Annotated in this window: 16 protein-coding genes; 13 read left to right on the top strand and 3 right to left on the bottom strand. The window is 34.5% G+C overall.

What is annotated here, in order from left to right; genetic code table 11:
* Positions 1-548: 548 nt before the first annotated feature.
* Positions 549-3,068 carry a DNA topoisomerase (ATP-hydrolyzing) subunit A gene (gyrA, locus tag ACT6XC_RS03235; protein ID WP_443740777.1) on the bottom strand — a complete coding sequence of 840 codons (2,520 nt, stop codon included), beginning with the start codon at positions 3,066-3,068 and terminating at the stop codon, positions 549-551.
* A 107-nt stretch (positions 3,069-3,175) separates the two neighbouring features.
* Positions 3,176-5,155 carry a DNA topoisomerase (ATP-hydrolyzing) subunit B gene (gene gyrB / locus ACT6XC_RS03230; RefSeq protein WP_443738624.1) on the bottom strand — a complete coding sequence of 660 codons (1,980 nt, stop codon included), beginning with the start codon at positions 5,153-5,155 and terminating at the stop codon, positions 3,176-3,178.
* Positions 5,156-5,278: 123 nt separating this feature from the next.
* Here gyrB and dnaA point away from each other — a divergent pair, with 123 nt between their 5' ends.
* The 12 genes from dnaA to ACT6XC_RS03170 all read left to right on the top strand — a co-directional run bounded on the left by dnaA (position 5,279) and on the right by ACT6XC_RS03170 (position 16,038).
* Entirely contained in the window at positions 5,279-6,697 is a 1,419-nt protein-coding gene (gene dnaA / locus ACT6XC_RS03225) for a chromosomal replication initiator protein DnaA (RefSeq protein ID WP_443740776.1), read from the top strand.
* A 261-nt stretch (positions 6,698-6,958) separates the two neighbouring features.
* Positions 6,959-8,074: a DNA polymerase III subunit beta gene (gene dnaN / locus ACT6XC_RS03220; RefSeq protein WP_443740775.1), complete on the top strand. Its 1,116-nt coding sequence runs from the start codon at positions 6,959-6,961 to the stop codon at positions 8,072-8,074.
* 8 nt (positions 8,075-8,082) lie between these two features.
* A complete protein-coding gene (gene recF / locus ACT6XC_RS03215; RefSeq protein ID WP_443740774.1) occupies positions 8,083-9,183 on the top strand; it encodes a DNA replication/repair protein RecF in 1,101 nt (366 codons plus the stop codon).
* On the top strand, positions 9,170-9,712 hold the full coding sequence (locus ACT6XC_RS03210; protein ID WP_443740773.1) for a DciA family protein: 543 nt from the start codon (positions 9,170-9,172) through the stop codon (positions 9,710-9,712). Before recF ends, ACT6XC_RS03210 begins: the two co-directional genes overlap by 14 nt.
* Positions 9,713-9,798: 86 nt before the next feature.
* Positions 9,799-9,954, top strand: coding sequence for a 50S ribosomal protein L34 (gene rpmH / locus ACT6XC_RS03205; protein WP_078931603.1), 156 nt, complete (start codon positions 9,799-9,801; stop codon positions 9,952-9,954).
* Positions 9,955-9,965: 11 nt separating this feature from the next.
* Positions 9,966-10,349 carry a ribonuclease P protein component gene (gene rnpA, locus ACT6XC_RS03200; protein WP_273066294.1) on the top strand — a complete coding sequence of 128 codons (384 nt, stop codon included), beginning with the start codon at positions 9,966-9,968 and terminating at the stop codon, positions 10,347-10,349.
* Complete coding sequence (gene yidD / locus ACT6XC_RS03195; RefSeq protein ID WP_078931604.1) at positions 10,331-10,552, top strand: membrane protein insertion efficiency factor YidD; 222 nt, start codon at positions 10,331-10,333, stop codon at positions 10,550-10,552. The genes rnpA and yidD overlap by 19 nt, the downstream gene beginning before the upstream one ends.
* 36 nt (positions 10,553-10,588) lie before the next feature.
* A complete protein-coding gene (gene yidC, locus ACT6XC_RS03190; protein ID WP_443740772.1) occupies positions 10,589-12,319 on the top strand; it encodes a membrane protein insertase YidC in 1,731 nt (576 codons plus the stop codon).
* 101 nt (positions 12,320-12,420) lie between these two features.
* Positions 12,421-13,128, top strand: coding sequence for an RNA-binding cell elongation regulator Jag/EloR (gene jag / locus ACT6XC_RS03185; protein ID WP_443740771.1), 708 nt, complete (start codon positions 12,421-12,423; stop codon positions 13,126-13,128).
* Positions 13,128-13,931 (top strand): DUF6675 family protein, encoded by an 804-nt coding sequence (locus ACT6XC_RS03180; RefSeq protein ID WP_443740770.1) that lies wholly within the window; start codon positions 13,128-13,130, stop codon positions 13,929-13,931. The genes jag and ACT6XC_RS03180 overlap by 1 nt, the downstream gene beginning before the upstream one ends.
* Before the next feature lie 79 nt (positions 13,932-14,010).
* Positions 14,011-14,979 (top strand): peptidylprolyl isomerase, encoded by a 969-nt coding sequence (locus ACT6XC_RS03175; protein WP_443740769.1) that lies wholly within the window; start codon positions 14,011-14,013, stop codon positions 14,977-14,979.
* 312 nt (positions 14,980-15,291) lie between these two features.
* Positions 15,292-16,038: a putative ABC transporter permease gene (locus ACT6XC_RS03170; RefSeq protein ID WP_443740768.1), complete on the top strand. Its 747-nt coding sequence runs from the start codon at positions 15,292-15,294 to the stop codon at positions 16,036-16,038.
* 109 nt (positions 16,039-16,147) lie between these two features.
* On the opposite strand, the gene uxaC is transcribed toward ACT6XC_RS03170, so the two are convergent.
* Complete coding sequence (gene uxaC / locus ACT6XC_RS03165; protein WP_288518497.1) at positions 16,148-17,557, bottom strand: glucuronate isomerase; 1,410 nt, start codon at positions 17,555-17,557, stop codon at positions 16,148-16,150.
* 346 nt (positions 17,558-17,903) lie between these two features.
* Here uxaC and ACT6XC_RS03160 point away from each other — a divergent pair, with 346 nt between their 5' ends.
* Positions 17,904-20,774 (top strand): PD-(D/E)XK nuclease family protein, encoded by a 2,871-nt coding sequence (locus ACT6XC_RS03160; RefSeq protein WP_443740767.1) that lies wholly within the window; start codon positions 17,904-17,906, stop codon positions 20,772-20,774.
* Positions 20,775-20,785: the final 11 nt, after the last annotated feature.

Genomic DNA, 20,785 nt, shown 5'->3' with positions numbered 1-20,785 from the left:
GTCGAAAAAAACATTTATGATTTATCCACCTGAAAAAACTTAAAATTTTATCTTTATGTTAAAAAAATTGTTTCTCATGAAACCTTTTCTTTACAAAAAAAGTATCGTAAATAATACCGCAAATTTTAATTTTTTTTTACTTTCAAAAAAATGTTTCTCATGAAACATAAAACAAATCCATAAGTAAAAGTTATCCACAAGTATTCCACATTTGAGTGGAAAATTAAAATTCGATAAAATTTACTTAAATTCTTTTATAATAAGGAATTAAATTTTTCAAAAATATTTTTTTTTGAGATTGTCACATTTTTAAACAAGTTATCCACAGGCAAGACACAAAATCCTTTATCTACCATAATAAATACCTGTGAACAAAAAAAAGACCAGAGAAAAATCTCTGGTCTACCTGATGGTCAGTTGATCTTTATGAATCTGTCATAAAAAGATCATTTAATAAAAGTCCCCTCAACTTAATTATAATTAAATAAGAAAGTTTTGTCATTACATTAAAATATTTTACTTAATTCTTTATAATATAAGGAATTAAATCACTCTTTATCTTTTTCATCTTCATTTGCCACTTTATCAAAGCCTACAACATAATCTGGTTCATCAATATTTATGATACGTGTTCCAGAAGACGCCCTACCCTGCTTTGAAATCGTTGCTGCCGAAACTCTAAGAGTTTTTCCCTGTCCCGACATACATATTACTTCATCGGTTTCTGAAACTGCAATTGCGCCTATAATTTCGCCCTTGCCTTCAATATTTCCGAAAATTTTCTGTCCGCCAGTTCCACGTCCGTGTTTTCCAAATTCATCAAATCCAACTCGTTTTCCATAACCTTTTTCGGTTATAACAAGTGCATCTTTATTTTGTTCAACACTGATTGCAGCTGCAACTTCATCTCCAGACGCAAGACGAATTCCTGTAACACCAGAACTTGCCCTTCCCATTGGACGAACACTTTCTTCAGAAACTCTAAGCGCCTGACCTTTTCTTGTAATAAGCATTGCATCGTCATTTCCAGAAGTAAGCATTGCAGAAACAAGATGATCTCCATCATGAAGTTTAATTCCAATTACACCACGAGTTTTTGCATTTGCAAATTCCGTAGTTTTGCATTTTTTTACAGTTCCATTTGCTGTCGACATAAATATATACTGTTGATCAGTATAATCTTTCATAGTTACAATAGTAGAAATTTCTTCGTCTGGACTAAGCTGAATCAAAGATTTTACGCTTGAACCGCGGCTTGAACGGCTTGCTTCAGGAATTTCATGAACTTTTATCCAATACACTTTTCCAGCGTTTGTAAAGAAAGTTATAAATGATTTTGTCGTTGCCGTAAAAATCTGATTGATGTAATCACCTTCAATCAAAGTTGCGCTCAAGCTTCCTTTTCCACCACGACTTTGAGCCTTGTACTGGGTAAGAGGAACTCTCTTGATATAACCAAGTTTGGAAATCATAACGACAACTTCCTCTTCTTTAATCATATCTTCTGTATTTATCTGCTCTACTTCGTCAGCAACAATGTCAGTCTTTCTGTCATCGCCATATTTTTCCGCCAGTTCATTTGTTTCGTCTTTTATCAACTGACGAATTTTTTCGTGATGCGCAAGCAAATCTTCCAAATGGTCAATCAAAGCCTGAAGTTCTTTAATCTGGTTCTGTAAATCTTCAATAAGAAGATGTGTAAGCCTTTTTAGAGGCATATCAACTATTGCCTGTGCTTGTTCGTCATCAAAATCAAAGCGTTTTTCAAGACGGAGTTTTGCTTCTTCTGTATCACGACTTGATTTGATAATTGCAATTACTTCATCAATATTGTTGATAGCTGTAATTAAAGCTTGCAAAATCTTCATCTTGTGTTTTGCAACTTTTAAATCATAAATAGTTCTGCGTGTAATTACTTCGTCACGATGCTCTACAAAATATTGAATCAACTGCTTTAAAGTAAGAACCTGAGGTTTTAAATAAACATTTGGAAGCTGCAACTGAGGTTCATTATAACGCAAACCGTCTTTCTGCTGAGGAACAAGAGCAAGATTGATTACGCCGAAATTTGACTGCAAGTCTGTTTTTGCAAAAAGCTGGTTCAAAACAATTTTTGTAATTGCATTCTTTTTAAGTTCAACTACAAGTCTCATTCCAACACGGTCAGAAGTTTCGTCGTTTGCGTCGGCAATTCCTTCAATTACCTTGTTTTCTGCAAGTTCGTTGATTCTTTTTATGATATTCGTTGTATTTACTCCATAAGGAACTTCTGTAAATACAATGCGTTCTTTTCCTTTTTTGTCTGTTTCAATATTGAATTTTGAACGAATCGTAATTCTTCCACGACCAGTTCTATAAGCCTTTTTGATTCCCTCACGACCGTAAATTACGCCACCAGTCGGAAAATCTGGTCCTTTAATATAAGTCATCAATTCATCAATTGTAATTTCTGAATTATCAATGTAAGCCGCAATGGCAGCTGCAACTTCGCGTAAATTGTGGGTCGGCATATTTGAAGCCATACCAACAGCAATACCAGTTGTTCCGTTACAAAGAAGAAATGGAAATTTTCCAGGAAGAACTGAAGGTTCAACTGTCGTATCATCAAAGTTAGAAACCATATCTACAGTTTCTTTGTTAATATCAGCAGTCATTTCCTCAGTGATTTTTGACATTTTGGCTTCGGTATAACGGTAAGCCGCTGGAGGATCACCCGCAATCGTACCAAAGTTTCCCTGCGGAGTCACAGTTGTATAACGCTGTGCAAAATCCTGTCCCAAGCGAACCAATGCATCGTAAACGGAAGCATCACCGTGAGGATGGTAATGTCCCAAAACTTCACCAACAATTGTGGCACATTTTTTTGTTTTTCCACCGCTCGAAAGATTAAGTTTGTCCATTGCGTACATAATTCGCCTATGAACAGGCTTTAAACCATCGCGAACATCTGGCAAAGCACGCTGAACAATTACAGACATCGAATAGTCAATATAAGCCTGCTTAACTTCGTCCTCGATTGGAATTTTTATTACGGTTCCACCTTCAGGTGTTTTTTCTTCTTCTAACATTTTTAGTTCCGTTTTGAGGTGGTTGAGCCTGTCAAAACCACTTTTTATCTATTGGTCATTTATACAGGCTCAATGACCTTTTTTCTTTTATTTTCGTTATGTTATTGTTAAATATCCAAATTCGCGTAACTTGAATTCGATTCAATGAATTCGCGCCTTGGTTCTACTTCTTCACCCATGCAGACTGTAAAAATTCTATCTGCTGCTTCTGCGTCAGGAACAGTTACAACTCGCATTTTTCTTGTAGCAGGATTCATTGTAGTTTCCCACAATTGATTTCCGTCCATTTCACCAAGACCTTTATAACGCTGAACATCTGCTTTTTCTCTCTGCTCTCCAAGCGCTTCCAAAGCAGCATCTCTTTCTGCATCCGAATAACAGTAAACAGGCTCTTTTTTTCCAAGTTGAACCTTAAATAGAGGAGGCATTGCCAAATAAACATAACCTTTTTCAATAATTTCAGGCATATATCTGTAAAAAAACGTCAAAAGCAAAGTTCTAATATGAGAACCGTCGACATCGGCATCGGCCATGATAATTATTTTGTGATAACGAATTTTTTCAATGTTAAAATCTTTTCCAAATCCAGCACCAAGCGTATCGATAATCGGTTTAAGTTTGTCATTGTCCATAACCTTTGCAGGATCAACTTTTTCAACATTGAGCATTTTTCCCCAAAGAGGAAGAATTGCCTGAGTTTTAGATTCCCTTCCTTTTTTTGCAGAACCACCAGCCGAGTCTCCTTCGACAATATAAACTTCGCAAATAGAAGGATTATCTTTTATTGAACAATCAGAAAGTTTTTCAGGCTTTTTAAATCCAGAAAGTCCCGATTTTTTGCGTGAAGCATCTTTTGCCTTACGAGCTGCAATTCTCGCAGTTGCTTCTCCAATAGATTTTTCAAGAACTTTTTCAAGAATTGCTGGATTCAACTCAAAGAAAATTGTCAGTTTTTCTTTTACAAGAGAATCTACAATTCCTCGAACTTCCGGATTTCCAAGTTTGTCTTTAGTCTGACCAACAAATTCTGGTTCAGGAACTTTTATCGAAAGAACTGCAACAAGTCCGGCACGAACATCATCGCCAGTCAATTTTTCATATGGATCTTCTTTTTGATCGATTTTTCCGTCTTTTTTAGGCATTTTTTTCTTCAGTTTTTCATTTCCATCAAGAGCCTTAGAAAGAACCGAAAGAAGTCCCGAACGGAAACCGTCAAGATGAGTTCCACCATCGCCAGTACGAATATCGTTTACATAAGTGTGAATATTTTCCGAATAACCTTCGTTGTACTGAAAAGCAAGTTCTGTAATTACAGCGCCTTTTTCTGGATTGTCATCTTCTTTTTCGCCAACGATAAAAATAGGTTCTTCAGGATATTTTATTTTTGCCTTTAAATTTAATTCCTGAACATAATGAACAATTCCACCTTCGTATTTAAGAATCTGCTCTTTTGGAGTTTCAAGCCGTTCATCGCGGAAAATAATTACAATTCCGCTGTTCAAAAATGCAAGTTCTTTTAAACGTTGAATTAAAACGTCCCAATCGTAAGTTGTCGTAACCGTAAAAATCGATTTGTCTGCTTTCCAGCGAATTATAGTTCCGTGCTCGTCTGTATCGCCAATAGTTTCAACTTTTGTAACTGGAACTCCGCGTTCATATTTTTGACGATAAATATGTCCATCACGTTTAATAGTTGCTTCAAGCCAATCTGAAAGAGCATTTACACAGGAAACGCCGACACCGTGCAAACCGCCAGAAACCTTATAAGATTTTTTGTCAAATTTTCCACCGGCATGAAGTCGAGTCAAAACCAGTTCAAGAGCGCTAATGTGTTCTGTCGGGTGCATTGCAACAGGAATACCACGACCATTATCTTCAACACGCACAATGTCGTCTTTTTCGAGAGCAACAACTATTTTATCACAATAACCAGCCATTGCTTCGTCAATACAGTTATCAACAGTTTCGTAAACAAGGTGATGAAGTCCCTTTGGTCCTGTAGATCCAATATACATACCAGGACGCTTGCGGACAGCTTCAAGACCTTTTAATACTTGAATACTGCCAGCATCATAAGAAGAAGCCATTTTTCTATTCCTTTATATTATATGATTTTATGATTTATTACAAAAGATACGGATAGAATTTTTGAATAGTAAAAATTATATTTGTATTGAAGAAAAAAGTAAAGGTGAATTATAATCAGTTCTATGTCCAGCCAAAATTACAAAGATTTTTTTGAAGAAGCAATTAAACAGATACGAGAAGAAATGAACTCAAACAACCAGTCAGACGAATTTGCTCTCTGGTTTAATATGGATTACGTAGAAGACACACTTTCTCAAATTACAGTTTCTGTTTCTTCAGAATTTATGTGGATTCAGATGAATTCAAAAAAATACGTTCAAAGGCTCGAAAATAAAATAAACGAATTGACCGGACAGCAAATTTCAATCACCCACATTGTAAAAAATAAACAGACCGTTTCAGTTCCCAAAAAAGAACCTTTACCCGAACCTGAAACAAAAACAACAGAACCAGAAATTGTCCGTCCAGTTGAAAAAAAATCCGAACCAACTGAAAATTCTCATAAAAAACATCCTCAATTAAACGAAAATTTTACTTTTGAAACTTTCGTTCCAGGCGAAAACAGCATTTACGCTTACAACGCTTCAATTTCTGCCGCAAAAAATCCAGGAAAAGCTTATAACCCAATATTGATTTACGGTGGAGTTGGTCTTGGAAAAACTCACCTTATGCAAGCTTTGGGAAATTTCATTTATTCAAATAACGAAAAACCAAAAATCGCCTACACAAGCGCTGAAAATTTTACGAATGAATTTACAGCTTCTCTAAAAAATCAAACAATAGATAATTTTAAGAAAAAATACCGCAGTCTTGATGTTCTTCTTCTTGATGATATTCAGTTTCTTGAAGGAAAAGAAGGAACTCAGGAAGAACTTTTTCATACTTTTAATTCAATTTACGATAAAAACGGACAAATTGTTTTTACAAGCGACCGTCCAATAAAAGAATTAAAGGGTTTTACAGAAAGAATCAGTTCTCGCTTTAGTCGCGGTTTAAATGTTGATCTTCAGCCACCAAATTATGAAAACAGGCTTGCAATCATTCAAAAAAAATTGGAACTTCTTCATAAATCTATTCCTCAAGATGTAATCGAATACATTGCAAAAAACTGCCAGACAAACGTCCGCGATATTGAATCCTGCATTACAAAATCAATTGGTTTTGCAGAACTTGTAGGAAAACCTCTTACAGTCGAAATTGCTCAAAATCAACTTAGAGATACAATAAACGACCCTTATTCTGGGACAATAACAATTGAAAATATTCAAAAAGTAGTTGCTGAGCATTACAATGTTTCAGTTTCTGATCTAAAAAGCAAAAAGAAAGACAGAAAATTTGTAATTCCAAGACAAATTTCAATTTATATTTGCTGCTCTTTAACAGAATATTCAACTACCGAAATTGGAAATGAATTTGGAGGAAGAGATCACACAACAATTATGCATGCCCGCGACAAAGTTGAAAGTCTTTTAAAAACTGATTCTTCAATGAATTCAACAGTAAACCTGTTGATTCGCGCTACAAAAGATTTTAGAAAATAAAAAACACAAATTGTTAATCTTATGGTAATATGTTGTGTAAAAAGTGTGGAAAACATTTAGTTCTGTGAATTTGTGAATTTAATGTGAATTCAATCTACAGAGTTATCAACTTTTTAATTCTTTAACCAACAAAGAGTTAAATTAGTTATCAACAAATTCACAACCCTTATTATTACTATTACTAAATTTATTAAAATTTAGAATTTATTAGCTTGTGTGTATAAAAAATTTTGAAAATTAAACTTTTTAAGGAGTCCAAAAATGAAGTTTACTTTTGACAGAAATTCGATGATAAATGAGATTTCAATTGCCCAGGAAATCATTTCAACAAAAAGTGCAATATCAATTCTTTCCAATGTTCTTTTTATTGCACAAAACAATACTCTTACAATCAAAGCAACAGACATAAAAGTAAATTTTGAAACAAAGATTCCTGTCGAGATAGAAGAAGAAGGTTCAACAACTGTATTCTGTGATAAATTTTTAGGAATTCTTTCAGTTCTTGATGAAGGCGAAATTGTTTTTGAATTGCAGCAAAAAGATAATCAGACAATTGCCTTGATTCGTCATTCAACTAAAAAAAATAAATTCCAGTTAAAATGCACATCTCAGGATAAATTCCCAGAATTTCCAATAGCAGAAAAAGTTCCTTTCTTTGAAGTTCCAGCAAAAGAAATTAAAAAAATGATTAGCCAGACTTCTTTTGCAGTTAGTGCAGATGAAACACGCTATTTTATGAATGGAGTTTATTTTGAAAAAAGAGATAATAAACTTGTTCTTGTAGCAACTGACGGCCGTCGACTTGCTTATGCTTCAAAAGAATTTCCAGAAGGAATTGCAGATTTTCCAGCAGCAATCGTTCATCCTAAAGTTTTAAATATTGTTGCAAAGCATCTTTCTGATGAAGGAAACATTTCAATTGCAATTGTTGATAAAATGATTTTCTTCCGTTTCCAGAATTACGAACTTTCTTCGACTCTTATTGACGGACAGTTTCCAAATTATATGCGCGTAATTCCAGAATCTCAGTCTTATAATTTCCAGGTTCAAAAAAGCGATTTAATTGGTGCTCTTAAAAAAACTGCTGTCATGGTCGATAAAAAAGCAGGAAGGGTTTTCTTTAACATCTGTCCTGGAGTTTTAAGACTTACTTCCCAGGAATCAGATTCTGGAGATGCAGAAGTTGAAATTCCGTGTGAATTTGCAGGTGATGAAATTACAATTGCAATGAATTACAAATACATCGAAGAACCTTTGCGTGTAATGGACGTTGAAAGAATAAAATTTGAATTTTCAGGCGAGATGAAAGCTGTAACAATGCTTCCAGAACCTGCAGAAGATTATTTCCACATTATTATGCCGATGCAGATGGCTTAAAAAGGCAGATGCCTGTACTTTCAGTTTCCTTTGTAAATTACAGAAATCTTCAGAACTCAACTATAAATCTTCTCTCAAAGGAGATTTATTTTGTTGGGGAAAATGGACAGGGAAAAAGTAATTTACTCGAATCAATTTATTACTCAGCTTACGGAAATTCTTTTAGAACTCGGGCGGATGCAGAAGTTGCAACAAAAGGTTTTTCCAATTTTTCGATAAAAACTTTGTATCGTCTTGAAAATGGTTCAACAGAAAATATTTCGATTTTTTTTGAAAATGGAAAAAAGAAAATCGATAAAAACGGAAAATGGATAAAAGATCGCAAAGAATTGATAAATACAATGCCTTGTGTCTTGTTTTGTCACGATGATTTGGAATTTGCAGTCGGTGAACCTGAACGCCGTCGTTTTTTTGTTGATCAGTGTCTTTCGATGTACGACGTTCTCTATATTGACACAAGCCGAAATTACAAAAAAATTCTAAAAAGCCGAAATCTTTCGTTAAAAGAAAAAAATTACGAAATGCTGGAAATTTTTGACGCTCAACTTGTTCAAAATGGAATTGAAATTGAAAAAAAACGTCGAGATACAATTTTTCAGTTTAACCAGTTTTTTGGAAAACTTTACGAAAAAATAACAGGAATTGACGGAGTTGTCATAAAATATGAACCAAGTTGGAAATCTGACGATAGTTTGAATATTATTCCTTCGGCGCAAAAGGCATTTGAAATTTTGCAGGCAAAAAGAGAAATTGACAAGGTTGTTATGACGACAATGAGTGGACCTCATCGCGATAAAATTAAGTTTTTTAGAAATGGAACTGATTTTACATCGACGGCTTCTACAGGACAAAGACGACTTTTGGCAATTCTTCTTAGAATCGGACAGGCAATTTTTTATGCAAATGTAACTGGAAAAAAACCGATTTTGCTTATGGACGATGTTCTTTTGGAACTGGATCCTGATAAAAGACAGCTTGTAACTCAGCTCTTGCCGGAATACGATCAGCTTTTTTGTACATTTTTGCCTGGAGAACCTTACGAAAGGTATATGAAAGAAGGAACGAAAATTTTTGAAATCAACGGAGGAATTTGGAATGAACGACAGTAATTTTATAAAAGCTTCCGATATGGTTTTAAGAATTATGAAAAATATCGATCCAGAACAAGTTCGCCAGGGAAATAAAATTTCAAATTTGTGGACGCAGATTGTTGAATCAATAAGGTCGAATAGCATAAACGGAGAAAATATTGGCAAAAATATGGCGAGCCATTCACGTGTAATCGATTTAAAAAACGGAATTTTGCTTGTGGAAGCGGATCATCCTGGTTGGATTCAAATGCTTGGAAACTATAAAAAATATATTTTAAAAGGTTTTCAAATGAAGATTCCAGAACTTAAAATTGAAACCCTCGCCTTTCGTCTTGCTGGAACAAATGCAGAAATTTCTAAAATTCATCGGGAAATTGATGAAGAAAAACAGCGGAATGCCGAAGAATTTAGAATAAACAAAGAACAAAAAGAACTTGAAAAAAAAGGCTTTGTTTATAAAAATTCTGGGCAGAAAAAAGAATTACCGTCGGAAATTCAAAAAATGTTCGACGATATAAAAAACGATATGTTGACTAATAGCAATTAAATTTGTTATATTCTATCGCACTATACTTTTTTGTTTAAAATTTGGATTCTGTCTAACAGTATCCGTAAAATAAGGAGAATGTTCCCATGTTAAGAACATATCAACCAAGTAAAGTTAAAAGAAATAGAAAATTCGGATTCCGTGCTCGCATGGCAACTCGTGGTGGACGCGCAGTTCTTGCTCGTCGTCGTGCAAAGGGTCGTTCAAAGCTTTCTGTAGCCGACGAAAAGAATAAATACTAATTCTTTTAAAAATGAAAACAGTCTTGTCAGAGTCTAGGCGTTTTACTTTTGATGAAAGAATAAAGCGCGCTTCAGAATTCAAGAATCTGTTTAAAAACGGGAAAAGAGTAAGCGTTGTTGGGGCAAAACTGTTTTACCTTCCCAACAACCTGAAATTCAATAGAATTGGATTTCCTCTTCCCCGTGGTTTTGGTAATGCTGTTGAACGTAACCGTGCAAAGCGGTTTAGCCGAGAAATCTTTAGAAATCTAAAATCATACCTGAACACTGGCTATGATATGCTTTTCTTAGTGTATCCTCCTGCCGAAAAAGATTCGTTCCATTCGCGGTGTGATCAATTTCAAACATTATGTAAAAAAGCTGGACTTTTAAAAGAATGCGAAATTTCGTTGTAAAATTTTTGTCTTTTTTTATAAAAGTTTACAGGCTTTGTATTTCGCCACTATTTCCGAAATGCTGTAGATTTTATCCAAGTTGCTCAGAATATGCACTTTTGGCGTTAAAAAAACATGGTGCTTTTAAGGGTTGTTGTCTTACTGCAAAAAGGATTTTAAAATGCAATCCTTTATTTAAGGGCGGTTACGATCCAGTTCCATAACTGAAAAAATAGAAAATAAAATTTCCGGAGAAAACAATGGAAAAAAATACTGCGTGGGCAATTGGCCTTTCGTCTGTTGTTTTGATTGGATTTTTCTTTTTGCAGACTTATTTTATGCCAAAGCCGCAGCCTGTAACTCAGAAAAATGAAACTACTGCTGTTGAAGCTGCCGCTGAAAATTCAGAAAGTATTGAAAAAAATATTTCTGAAAAAACTGGTATTGTAAATTCACAGAATTCGGATTCTCTTGCAGAAGAAAAATTTACACTCGAAACAAATAAAGTAAAAGTTACTTTTACAAATCGTGGTGGCGACATTATCGGTTATGAATTAAAAGATCATATTGATTCAGATACAAACGGTTTTATTCAGATGGCCGATAATATTACTGATTCTAACCGTGCATTTGCAATTTCTGTCGGTGGTGCTGAAAATTCAATTGTAAACGATATTTTTGTTTCTAAAAAAATTAATGAAAATAAAATCGGATTTTTCAAAAACTATGTTGTAAATAATCCAGACGGTTCTAAAGGCGAATTTACACTTGTAAAAACATACACCTTTAATCCAAACGATTACGTTTTTAAGCTTGAGGTTACAGTTGCTCCTGGAGAAAATTTTCAGGGCTTGGATTTAAACGGTTCAAGTTATTCGTTGAGAACTTCTCCTCAAATGGGACCTTTTTATAATCCCAAAGTTAATCGTTACGAAAATCGTCAGTTTATTTCATACAACGGCAAAAATAAAAAAAGAATTATTCTTGGCACAAACCAGACAAAATCTTACGAAAAAGAATGGAACTGGATTTCGATGGCAGGAAAATATTTTGAAGTTTTGCTCTGCCCTTCTGACAGTTCTTCGATGAACAGCAAAGTTACTTATTCTTCAAAAACAGATTTAAAAGATAAAACAGACGCTCAGGCAATTGTTTCTCGCAAATCTGTAGATGCAAATGGTTCTAACGATACATATTATGTTTATGTTGGACCTCGCAACGAAAAAGATTTGAGAATTTACAACGTACCAGAGAACAACGTTTGGAAACTTGATGGAGTTCGTTTTGACAACAGCATTCAGACAAGTGGATTTTTAAGCTGGCTCGAAATTATTCTTAAATTTTTGCTGGAAATGATAAATAAACTTGTTCATAACTGGGGCGTTTCGATCATAATAGTTACTGCAATTTTGAAGTTTGCAATGTTCCCTATTACAGCTAAAACTGCAAAAAGTACGGTAAAAATGCAGGCTTTGCAGCCAAAAATGCAGGCTTTGCAGGAAAAGTACAGGGATAATCCTCAAAAACTCAACGAGCAGACAATGAAGCTTTATAAAGAAATTGGTTATAATCCACTTTCTGGATGTTTGCCAATGCTTTTTCAGTTTGTAATTTTGTTTGCAATGTACAATTTGTTTAATAATTACTTTGAATTCCGTGGAGCAAGTTTTATTCCTGGATGGATTAGCGATTTGAGCGCTGGTGACCATGTGGCAACATTGAAATTCAATTTGCCTTTTCTTGGAAATCAAATTAGAATTTTGCCAGTAATTTATGTAATCAGCCAGCTTTTGTTTGGAAAAATTACACAAAACGGTGGAACTACTGCTGGTCAGAGTGCTATGCAGATGAAGATGATGATGTACGGTATGCCGATTTTGTTCTTCTTCCTGTTCTACAATGCTCCGTCTGGACTTTTGCTTTACTGGACAGTCAGCAATTTGATTCAGCTTGGACAGCAGTTGTACATTAACGCAAAAATAAAAAAATAAATTTAAAAAACGTCTCTAAATTTTTTTTGGAGATGTTTTTTTATTGGATGTGGAATTTGTTCAAAAAATTTTGCACATTCAATACGTACATGGAGATATAAATGAATTACGAATTTGAAGGAAAAAACGAAAAAGAAGCTATTGAAAAAGCTGCTGCCGAACTTGGTCTTGAACGTGATGAATTTGACGTAGAAATTATTGAAACACAGAAAAAATCACTTTTTAAGGCAGGATATGTAAAAATTCGCATTACACCTGTAAAAGAAACAAATGTAAATTCTGACAACGGACGCTCTTATGACCCTGAAAATGTTGCAAAAAGAACTGTTACAAATCCGCTTGCGCAGGATGATTTTGAACAGAAACTTATTGATTTTATAAACGAAATAATTTCTAAAATGGGATATGAAGTTGCAGTTCAAATTTCTTTCCGTGAAGACAAAAAAGTTGGAATAAAACTTACTTCTGAAGCGTCTTCAATTTTGATTGGTCGTCGTGGTAAAAATCTTGATGCTCTTCAGTTGCTTGCAAATGTCTATGCAGGACATCTTGGTCGTGAAGATGTACGTGTAATTCTCGATACAGAAAATTATCGTGTTCGTCGTGAAGAAAACCTTGTTCATCTTGCTTACAACACAGCAGACAAAGTTCGTTCAACACACAAATCAGTTTTGCTTGAACCAATGAATCCTTTTGAACGTCGTTTGATTCACACTACTCTCAATGATGTTCCAGAAGTTGAAACAATCAGTGAAGGCGAAGGACTTTATAAACAGGTTCGTGTAATTTTTAAGGGACAAACTTTTTAATGAATTTTATAAATAGACGGAATTTTTTGTTTACAGTTTTATTTTTTCTTTGTTTGGGTCAAATTTTTTGTCAGGAACAGAATACTTTCTTAAAAGATGAAATTTATGCAGAATTAAAAGAAAAAGGCTCTATAAAACATTTAATTCAGTCTAAAGATGGTTTTGAACTTTCTCTTACTCCAGATACAGAATTTTGTAAACGTGCAGCAAATGCGTGGAATCTTTCTGAAAATCCAAATTTAGTTTCTGAAAACTTGTTTTTAATAAGCAAGGAAGAATTAAAAGAAAAAAGTTCAAATCCTGAAAATGCAGAAGTTTCGATGGATAAGGTTTCTAAAATTGTGCGTTCGATTTCCAAAATGAAAGGAATGCAGTATTTTTCAAACGGAGATCAGCGTTGGGAAACACTTTATCATCAGGCTTATGTTTGCAAATCTGTAAAAGAAAAAAATGAACCTTTGCCAGATGTGCTTGAAGGTTCTGCTGACGGATTGAAAATTTTTGCGTTTTTGGAAGACAATTCGTTTGGAAAAAGTGTTTATTCTCTCGAATATGCGCAAACCGAACACGAAATTGGTTTTTTCCTGACAAACGCAGAAAGTTGGACTTATGCTTTTGTAAAAGCCCTTAATCCTGAAAATGTAAAAATAAATATGGTTGTAATTGACAATGGAGATTCTTTCATTGTTTACATGGTTCTTTTTGCTAAGCATAAAAAAGTTCCTCTTTTGGGAGAAAGAATTCAAAAATCACTTGCAAATAGAATCGATGCAATTTACAACTGGTTTACATTGCAATTTTAATTGGGAGAAAAATATGAAAACTAGATTTTTTGTGGCAATATTTTGCTTTCTAACAATCAGTTTTGGAGGATGTAAAACAATGGATAAAGAATTAAAAGCTATTGAAGGAAAAGACGGTGTTTTTGCAATAATGGAAACTTCAAAAGGTTCAATTGTTCTTGAACTTTTTTATGAAAAAACACCTTTGACTGTAACAAACTTTGTTGGTCTTTCTGAAGGAACCTTGGATGTTTGTAAAGGAAAACATTTTTACGATGGATTGAAATTTCACCGTGTAATTGCAGATTTTATGATCCAGGGCGGAGATCCAGAAGGAACAGGACGAGGCGGCCCAGGTTACCGTTTTGCAGATGAATGTTTTGATGATTTGACTTTTGACAAGCCGGGTTATCTTGCAATGGCTAATGCTGGACCAGGAACAAACGGTTCTCAGTTTTTTATTACACATGTTCCAACAACTTGGCTGAACGGAAAACATACAATTTTTGGACAAGTTGTAAACGCTGATAGTCAGAAAGTTGTAAATGCAGTAAAGCAGGATGATAAAATTGAAAAAATAACTATCGTTCGTCAGGGAGAAAAAGCAAAGAATTTTACTGCTACTCAGGCAGATTTTGATAGACTTGAAGGCGAAGTAAAAGCAAAGGTTGCAGAAGCAAAAAAAGCTGCAAACGCAAAGAAAATTGCAGAAGTTGAAAAGAATTTTCCTGATTATGCAGTTGATGCAAACGGAATTTATTGGAAAACAACAAAAGCCGGAAACGGTGTAAAGATTGGCGGTCGCAAAAACGTTGCCTGTGAATATAAAGGATATTTGGTTGACGGCCGTGTGTTCGATCAGTCGGCTGGACGCGGACCATTGGAATTTGTTACAGCAAGCGGACAGATGATTCCAGGATTTGATATTATGGTTCAAGATATGTCGCTTGGTGAAAAAAGAACTGTTGTAATTCCTTCAGATTTTGCTTATGGCGATCAAGGTTATCCTGGAGTAATTCCTGGCGGTGCTTATATTGCATTTGACATTGAAGTTGTAAAAGCAAGATAACTAACAAGCGTTAGTTAAACTAACGACAGATAGTCTAAAAGTCCGTTTGATTCTTTTGAATTGAACGGACTTTTTTTTGTAAAATTTGAAGTTTTTAAGTGAAATTTGTGGAAAAATAAGTTCTACGCCGGATGCGTAAGGCGTAAGTTTTTGGCGGCGACAAGCCGTCAAAAATGCAGCAAAAGCGGAACCTGAAGCAGCCGGTTTTTGAAAAAAAGAGAACACTGACGGTCGATTTTTATTTTTTAGGGAAATGCCGTCCAAATAAATAAAAAAATTGACTATTAAACAAAACTTGAGTATTTTAGAAAAATGAGTGTATTTTTAATTGTTGAGTTTTTATTTTTTGCTGGAAGTCTTATTGGCTGGGGAATTGAAGTTGTCTGGCGACGTTTTTTTAGCAGTAATAATCCCGAAAAAAAATGGATTAATCCGGGATTTTTGATTGGTCCATATTTACCGCTTTATGGTTTTTCGCTTACGATTTTGTTTTTGCTGAGCTTTATTGATGTAAGTTTTCTGGAAAACGCATTTGCGAGAAAAATTGTGCTTTTTGTGATTATGGCGTTTTGCATTACGCTTTTTGAGTATATTGCCGGTTTGATTTTTATAAAAGGAATGAAAATTAAACTTTGGGATTATTCAAATTGCTGGGGAAATATTCAGGGAATAATTTGCCCTCTTTATACTGTTTTTTGGTGGATTTTAAGCGCAGTTTACTATTTTTTTATTCATCCGAGAATTTTGTCGTGGCTTGCCTGGTTTACAAATCATCTGACTTTTTGCATGGTGATTGGATTTTTTTACGGTGTTTTTATGGTCGATGTTGTTTATTCGTTAAAGCTTATGGCAAAAATCAGAAAATTTGCAAAGGAAAGCAAATTTATAGTCCGGCTTGAAAATTTGCAGCAACAGATTAGAAAAACGAGCGAAGAAAATAAAGAAAAAATACACTTCTGGCTGTCTACAAAATCAGAATCTTTAGAATTAAAAGAAGCTGTTGAAAAACTTAAAGAAAAGTTTGAATTTGAAAAAAAGAAATTTGAAAAAAAAAAATAGATTAAAAACGCCTTTACACAGAGTCTTAAAAAACACGTGCAAAGGCGTTTATTTTAGCAGTTATTTACTAACGAACGTTAGTTTTTTTTTACTAAAGGTTTTAGAAATTTTATTTTCCAAAGTAGTTGAGAGCGTTTCCGAACGAAATGTCTTTTACGATTTTTGTGAGCATTTCCATGTCGTTTGGATATTCACCGTTTTCAACCCAGGTTCCAATGATATTGCAGAGAATTCTTCTGAAATATTCGTGGCGAGAGTATGAAAGGAATGAACGTGAGTCTGTCAACATTCCGACAAATGCTGGAATCATGCCGAGGTTTCCGAGAACCTTAATCTGCTGTTCCATTCCGTCTTTGTGATCACAGAACCACCATCCTGAACCGAGCTGGATTTTTCCTTTAATTCCGCTGCCCTGGAAACAACCCATGATTGTTCCGATTGAGTAGTAATCTTTTGGATTAAGTGTGTAGAGAATGGTTTTTGGAGTTCCGCCAGCAGCTTCGATCAAAGAAAGAAGTCCTGCGAGGTTTTCTGCGATTGGTTTGTCGTGAGAACCGTCAAATCCTGTATCTGGACCGAGTTTTTTGAACATTGCCTTGTTGTTGTCGCGGATTGCGTTCATATGCCACTGCTGTACGATTCCTCTCTGTTCGTAAGCGCGTCCAAGAGCTACGAGAACCTTTGTCTTGTAAGCTTCAGCTTCGGCTTCAGAAATAACTTCGCCGTTGAGAGCGCGGGCAACTACTGCGTCGATATTTGCATCAGAATCAACTTTGCATGGTGGATATTCGAGTGCGTGGTCAGAAGCACGGCAGCCATTTTCGATAAAGTAATCGAGACGTTTGATCAGAGCGGCAATTACATCATCAGAAGTTTTAATGTCGATTCCAGAAACTTCTGAAAGTTTTGCAATGTAGTCTTTGTATGTCGGAAGGTTGATGTTGAGAGCCTTGTCTGGACGATAAGACGGACGAACCTTAGTTTCAATTTTTCCGATTGGAGCTGTTCCTGCAGCGATTGCCTTGTGATATTCAAGAGAATCAATAGGATCGTCAGTTGTTCCAACTGCATAAACGTGGAATTTCTTGAAAATTCCTTTTACAGAAAGTTCATCAGACTGAAGCATTGCATTTGCTTTTTCCCAGATGCGTGGAGCAGATTCAACTGTCAAAGGCTCGTAAATTCCAAAATAGCGCTGGAGTTCGAGATGTGTCCAGTGATAAAGAGGGTTTCCAATAAGGTGTTCAATTGTTTCTGCCCATTTAAGGAATTTTTCGTAATCAGGTTTGTCGCCAGTAATATAATCTTCAGTGATTCCGTAAGTTCTCATCTGACGCCATTTGTAATGGTCACCACCGAGCCAAATCTCTGTAAGGTTTTTGAATTTTTTGTTTTCAGCAATCTGAGCTGGAATAAGGTGACAGTGATAGTCCCAAAGTGGCTCGTCTTTGCAGGCTTCAAAAAGTTTTTGTGCTGTTTTTGTGTCCAGCAGGAAGTTTTTGTCCATGAATTTTTTCATATCTAACTCCAAAAAATAATTTTACGATTCCAAATTTTAGAATCACAATCACTAATATTTTAGTACGATTTTAGAAAATTGTACACGAGGCAAACAAAAATGAACTTTTTCTAAAAAAAATTTATGAAAACTTTGGACGTCATTTCCCACAAAAAAATCAATTTTTTTATTGCGAAATATTTTCTTAAAAACCGGCTGCTTCAGGTTCCGCTTTGCTTCATTTTTGACGGCTCAACCGCCGCCAAAAACCTGGGCCTTGCGCATCCGGCGTAAGTTTTTTTGTTTCGCGATTATAAAAATCGTAGTATAATTAAAATTCTTTTGAAAAAAGGTTGGCAGAATAAAAATGGCAGAAATTTTAGAAAACATAGTTGAAAAAATCTTAAAAGAAAATATTAAAAATCAAGATACAGTTTTTGTTTTTCCTACAGAAATTGCAGCATCTCTTTGGGCAGACCGTTCGATTTTTGTTACGGATTGTCAGGCAGTTGCTCTCGAAAGATTTTTGGCATGGGATAAATTTAAAGGCGAAGCCGTAAGAAGCGAAAATCAAAATAAAATTTCTGTTCCTTCGACTATGCGCCAAATTTTTGTTTCGCGGTTGATTGAACAAAATGCCGAAAAACCTTTTTTTAAGAGTTTAATTTCAGAAAGGTATTCAAAAACTGCGGAAAGTTTTAGCACCTGGATTGCTTCGATTTTGCCAAAACTTGGAATGTGGAAAGAATATTTTGAAAAAAATTCTTCTGAAAAAGATGACGAAGACCAGGATTTGCTTGTTCTTTACGAAAAATACACCGAATTCTTAAATAAATATGGATTTTTTGATCCAGCTTGGGAAAAACCGCCTTTTAAAAGCAACGGAAAGCATTATTTTATATTTTTTCCAGAAATCAATTCTGACTGGGAAGAATATAAATTCATTCTCGAATCAACAAAAGAATTTATTACACTTGTAAACGTTCCTGTTTTTTCTGAAGAAAACAATTTTAATAAAAGCGAAGTAAAATTTTTTAACAATTCGCGCGTCGAACTCAAAAACATTGCAAATAAAATTTTTGAGCTTCATCATCAAAAAAAAATCGATTGGCAAGCAATAGCAATCAGCGTTCCAGATATGGAACTTTACGGTTCATATATTGACCGCGAGCTTGAACTTATGGAAATTCCGCATGTATTAAGATTTTCGCAGCCTTTGAGCGGAACTCCTGCTGGAAATCTATTCAATCAAATAAAAGAATGTATAAGTTCAAAAAATAGTTACGATTCAATAAAAAAACTGCTCTTAAACGATTCTCTTCCGTGGAAAAATCCAGAGATTGCTCAAAAATTGATTGCTTTTGGTCAGGAAAATCACTGTATTTGCAGTTATGTTTATAAAGGCGAAAAAATAGACGTTTGGGAAAAATCTTTTGGCGACGTAAAATACAAAGAGTTTGAAGTTGAGAATTTTTATAATTCACTTAAAATGTATCTAAAAAAATTTCATCAGGCAAAAAATTTCAATTCAATTCGAACTGCTTATTTTGAGTTTAGAAACAAATTTTTTGATATGGAAAATTGTAGCGATAGCGCAAATAAAATTCTTGGAAGATGCGTTTCTGAACTTGGAGCGTTGATAGATCTTGAAAATCAGTATGACTGCACAGTTCCATCTCCGTTTAATTTTTTTTCAGAACAACTTGAAAATAAAAAATATCTTGAACAGGCTTCTGAATTTGGAGTTCAAATTTATGAATATAAGACGGCGGCATGCGCTCCGTTTGACTGTCATTTGATTATTGATTCGAGCCAGGCTTCTCTAAATGTTTCTTATAAGGATTTTTCTTTTTTGAACGAAAACAAGCGTAAAAAGCTTTTGAATCGCGAAGAATCGAACGTTTCGGACAAATTTGTGCAACTTTATCAGCTTAACAGTTTAAAAGAATCAGCATATTTTACGTGTGCAGAAAGAACTCTCGACGCTTATGCTCAGCCGGTGAGTTATTTAAAAGTGAACGATTTGAGAAAAGAAAAAAATGAAAAAATTCTTTTTTCGGAAAATCCATATAATTTAGAAAAAGAATGGTTTATTGGATGCGAAGATTGTGAATTTCCTCCAAAAATCACAGAAATTCAGTCAAAAAGTTTTAAAAACTGGATGAATTTTCAAAAAATCGTACCAGTTTTGCAGGAAAAAGCGGTCGATGCCGTGACAGAATTAAATTCAAAATCAGCCGAAAAAATGGGCCAGAATTCAATTTATGTTTCAAAAAGTTTGCTTTCAAAATTTTACGATTGTCCGAGAAAGTGGCTTTTTGCCTGCCGAGAAATGAATTTAAAAGAACAGAACAAGGCTGCGGTTTTGCTCGACAGATATGCTGCTGGAAATTTGTATCATAAAATTCTTGAAATTTACTTAAAAACACTCAAAAAAAATGGTTTTCATCTAGAAATTGAAGAAGATAAACTTGAAGAAAAATACGAACAAATTCTTGAAAACTCAATTACGGAAGCAATAAATTTTGACGGCGATGGAAACGAAAAAAACTGTTTCTTAAAAAAGGAACTTTTAAAAACCACGCGTCCTGCAATAAAAAGAACAATTTTAAATTTCATAAAAGAGTTTACAAAAATTTTTAATAACTGCGAAGTTGACGATTGCGAAGGCGAACTTCGGATTCAAGATGAAAAATTAAATTTTACTTTTAACGGCAGAATCGACTGTCTTTTAAAAGATTGCGAAAATGGACAGTATTATTTGGTCGATTTTAAAAATTCTGATTCGGCGGTTCCAAAAAATTTGTATTTTGAAAAAGAGAAAGTTGAAACTTCTGAAGAAGGCGAAAATATTCAATTTGACGAAACAAACGAGAATTTGCCACTTGAAGAACAAAATTTAATGGATTTTCAAATGCCAGCTTATACGTGGCTTATGGAAAAACAGAAAAATATTTGCATTCAAAATGCTTCGTTTTTTAGCATAAACGAAGCAAAGGTTTGGCCGGTTTTTGGTTACGAAATGCAAAGAAGGGCAAATTCAAAAAAAGAACTTCCAGATTGCGAAAAATTTAAAAAAACTACAGAAAAAGTTATTGAATTTGTAAAAAATTATGTTCAGCGAATACGAATTGGCGATTTTAAATTGAATGAAAAAGTTCAGAATTACGAAAAATGTTCTGCCTGCGAATACAATTCAATCTGCCGAAAAACTTTTAACGTCGGAAAACACGAGTAACGGAGGAAAAA

It is taken from the genome of Treponema berlinense (assembly GCF_052273165.1).
Classification (GTDB): domain Bacteria; phylum Spirochaetota; class Spirochaetia; order Treponematales; family Treponemataceae; genus Treponema_D; species Treponema_D berlinense_A.
This window is presented reverse-complemented; position numbering and strand designations above follow the sequence as displayed.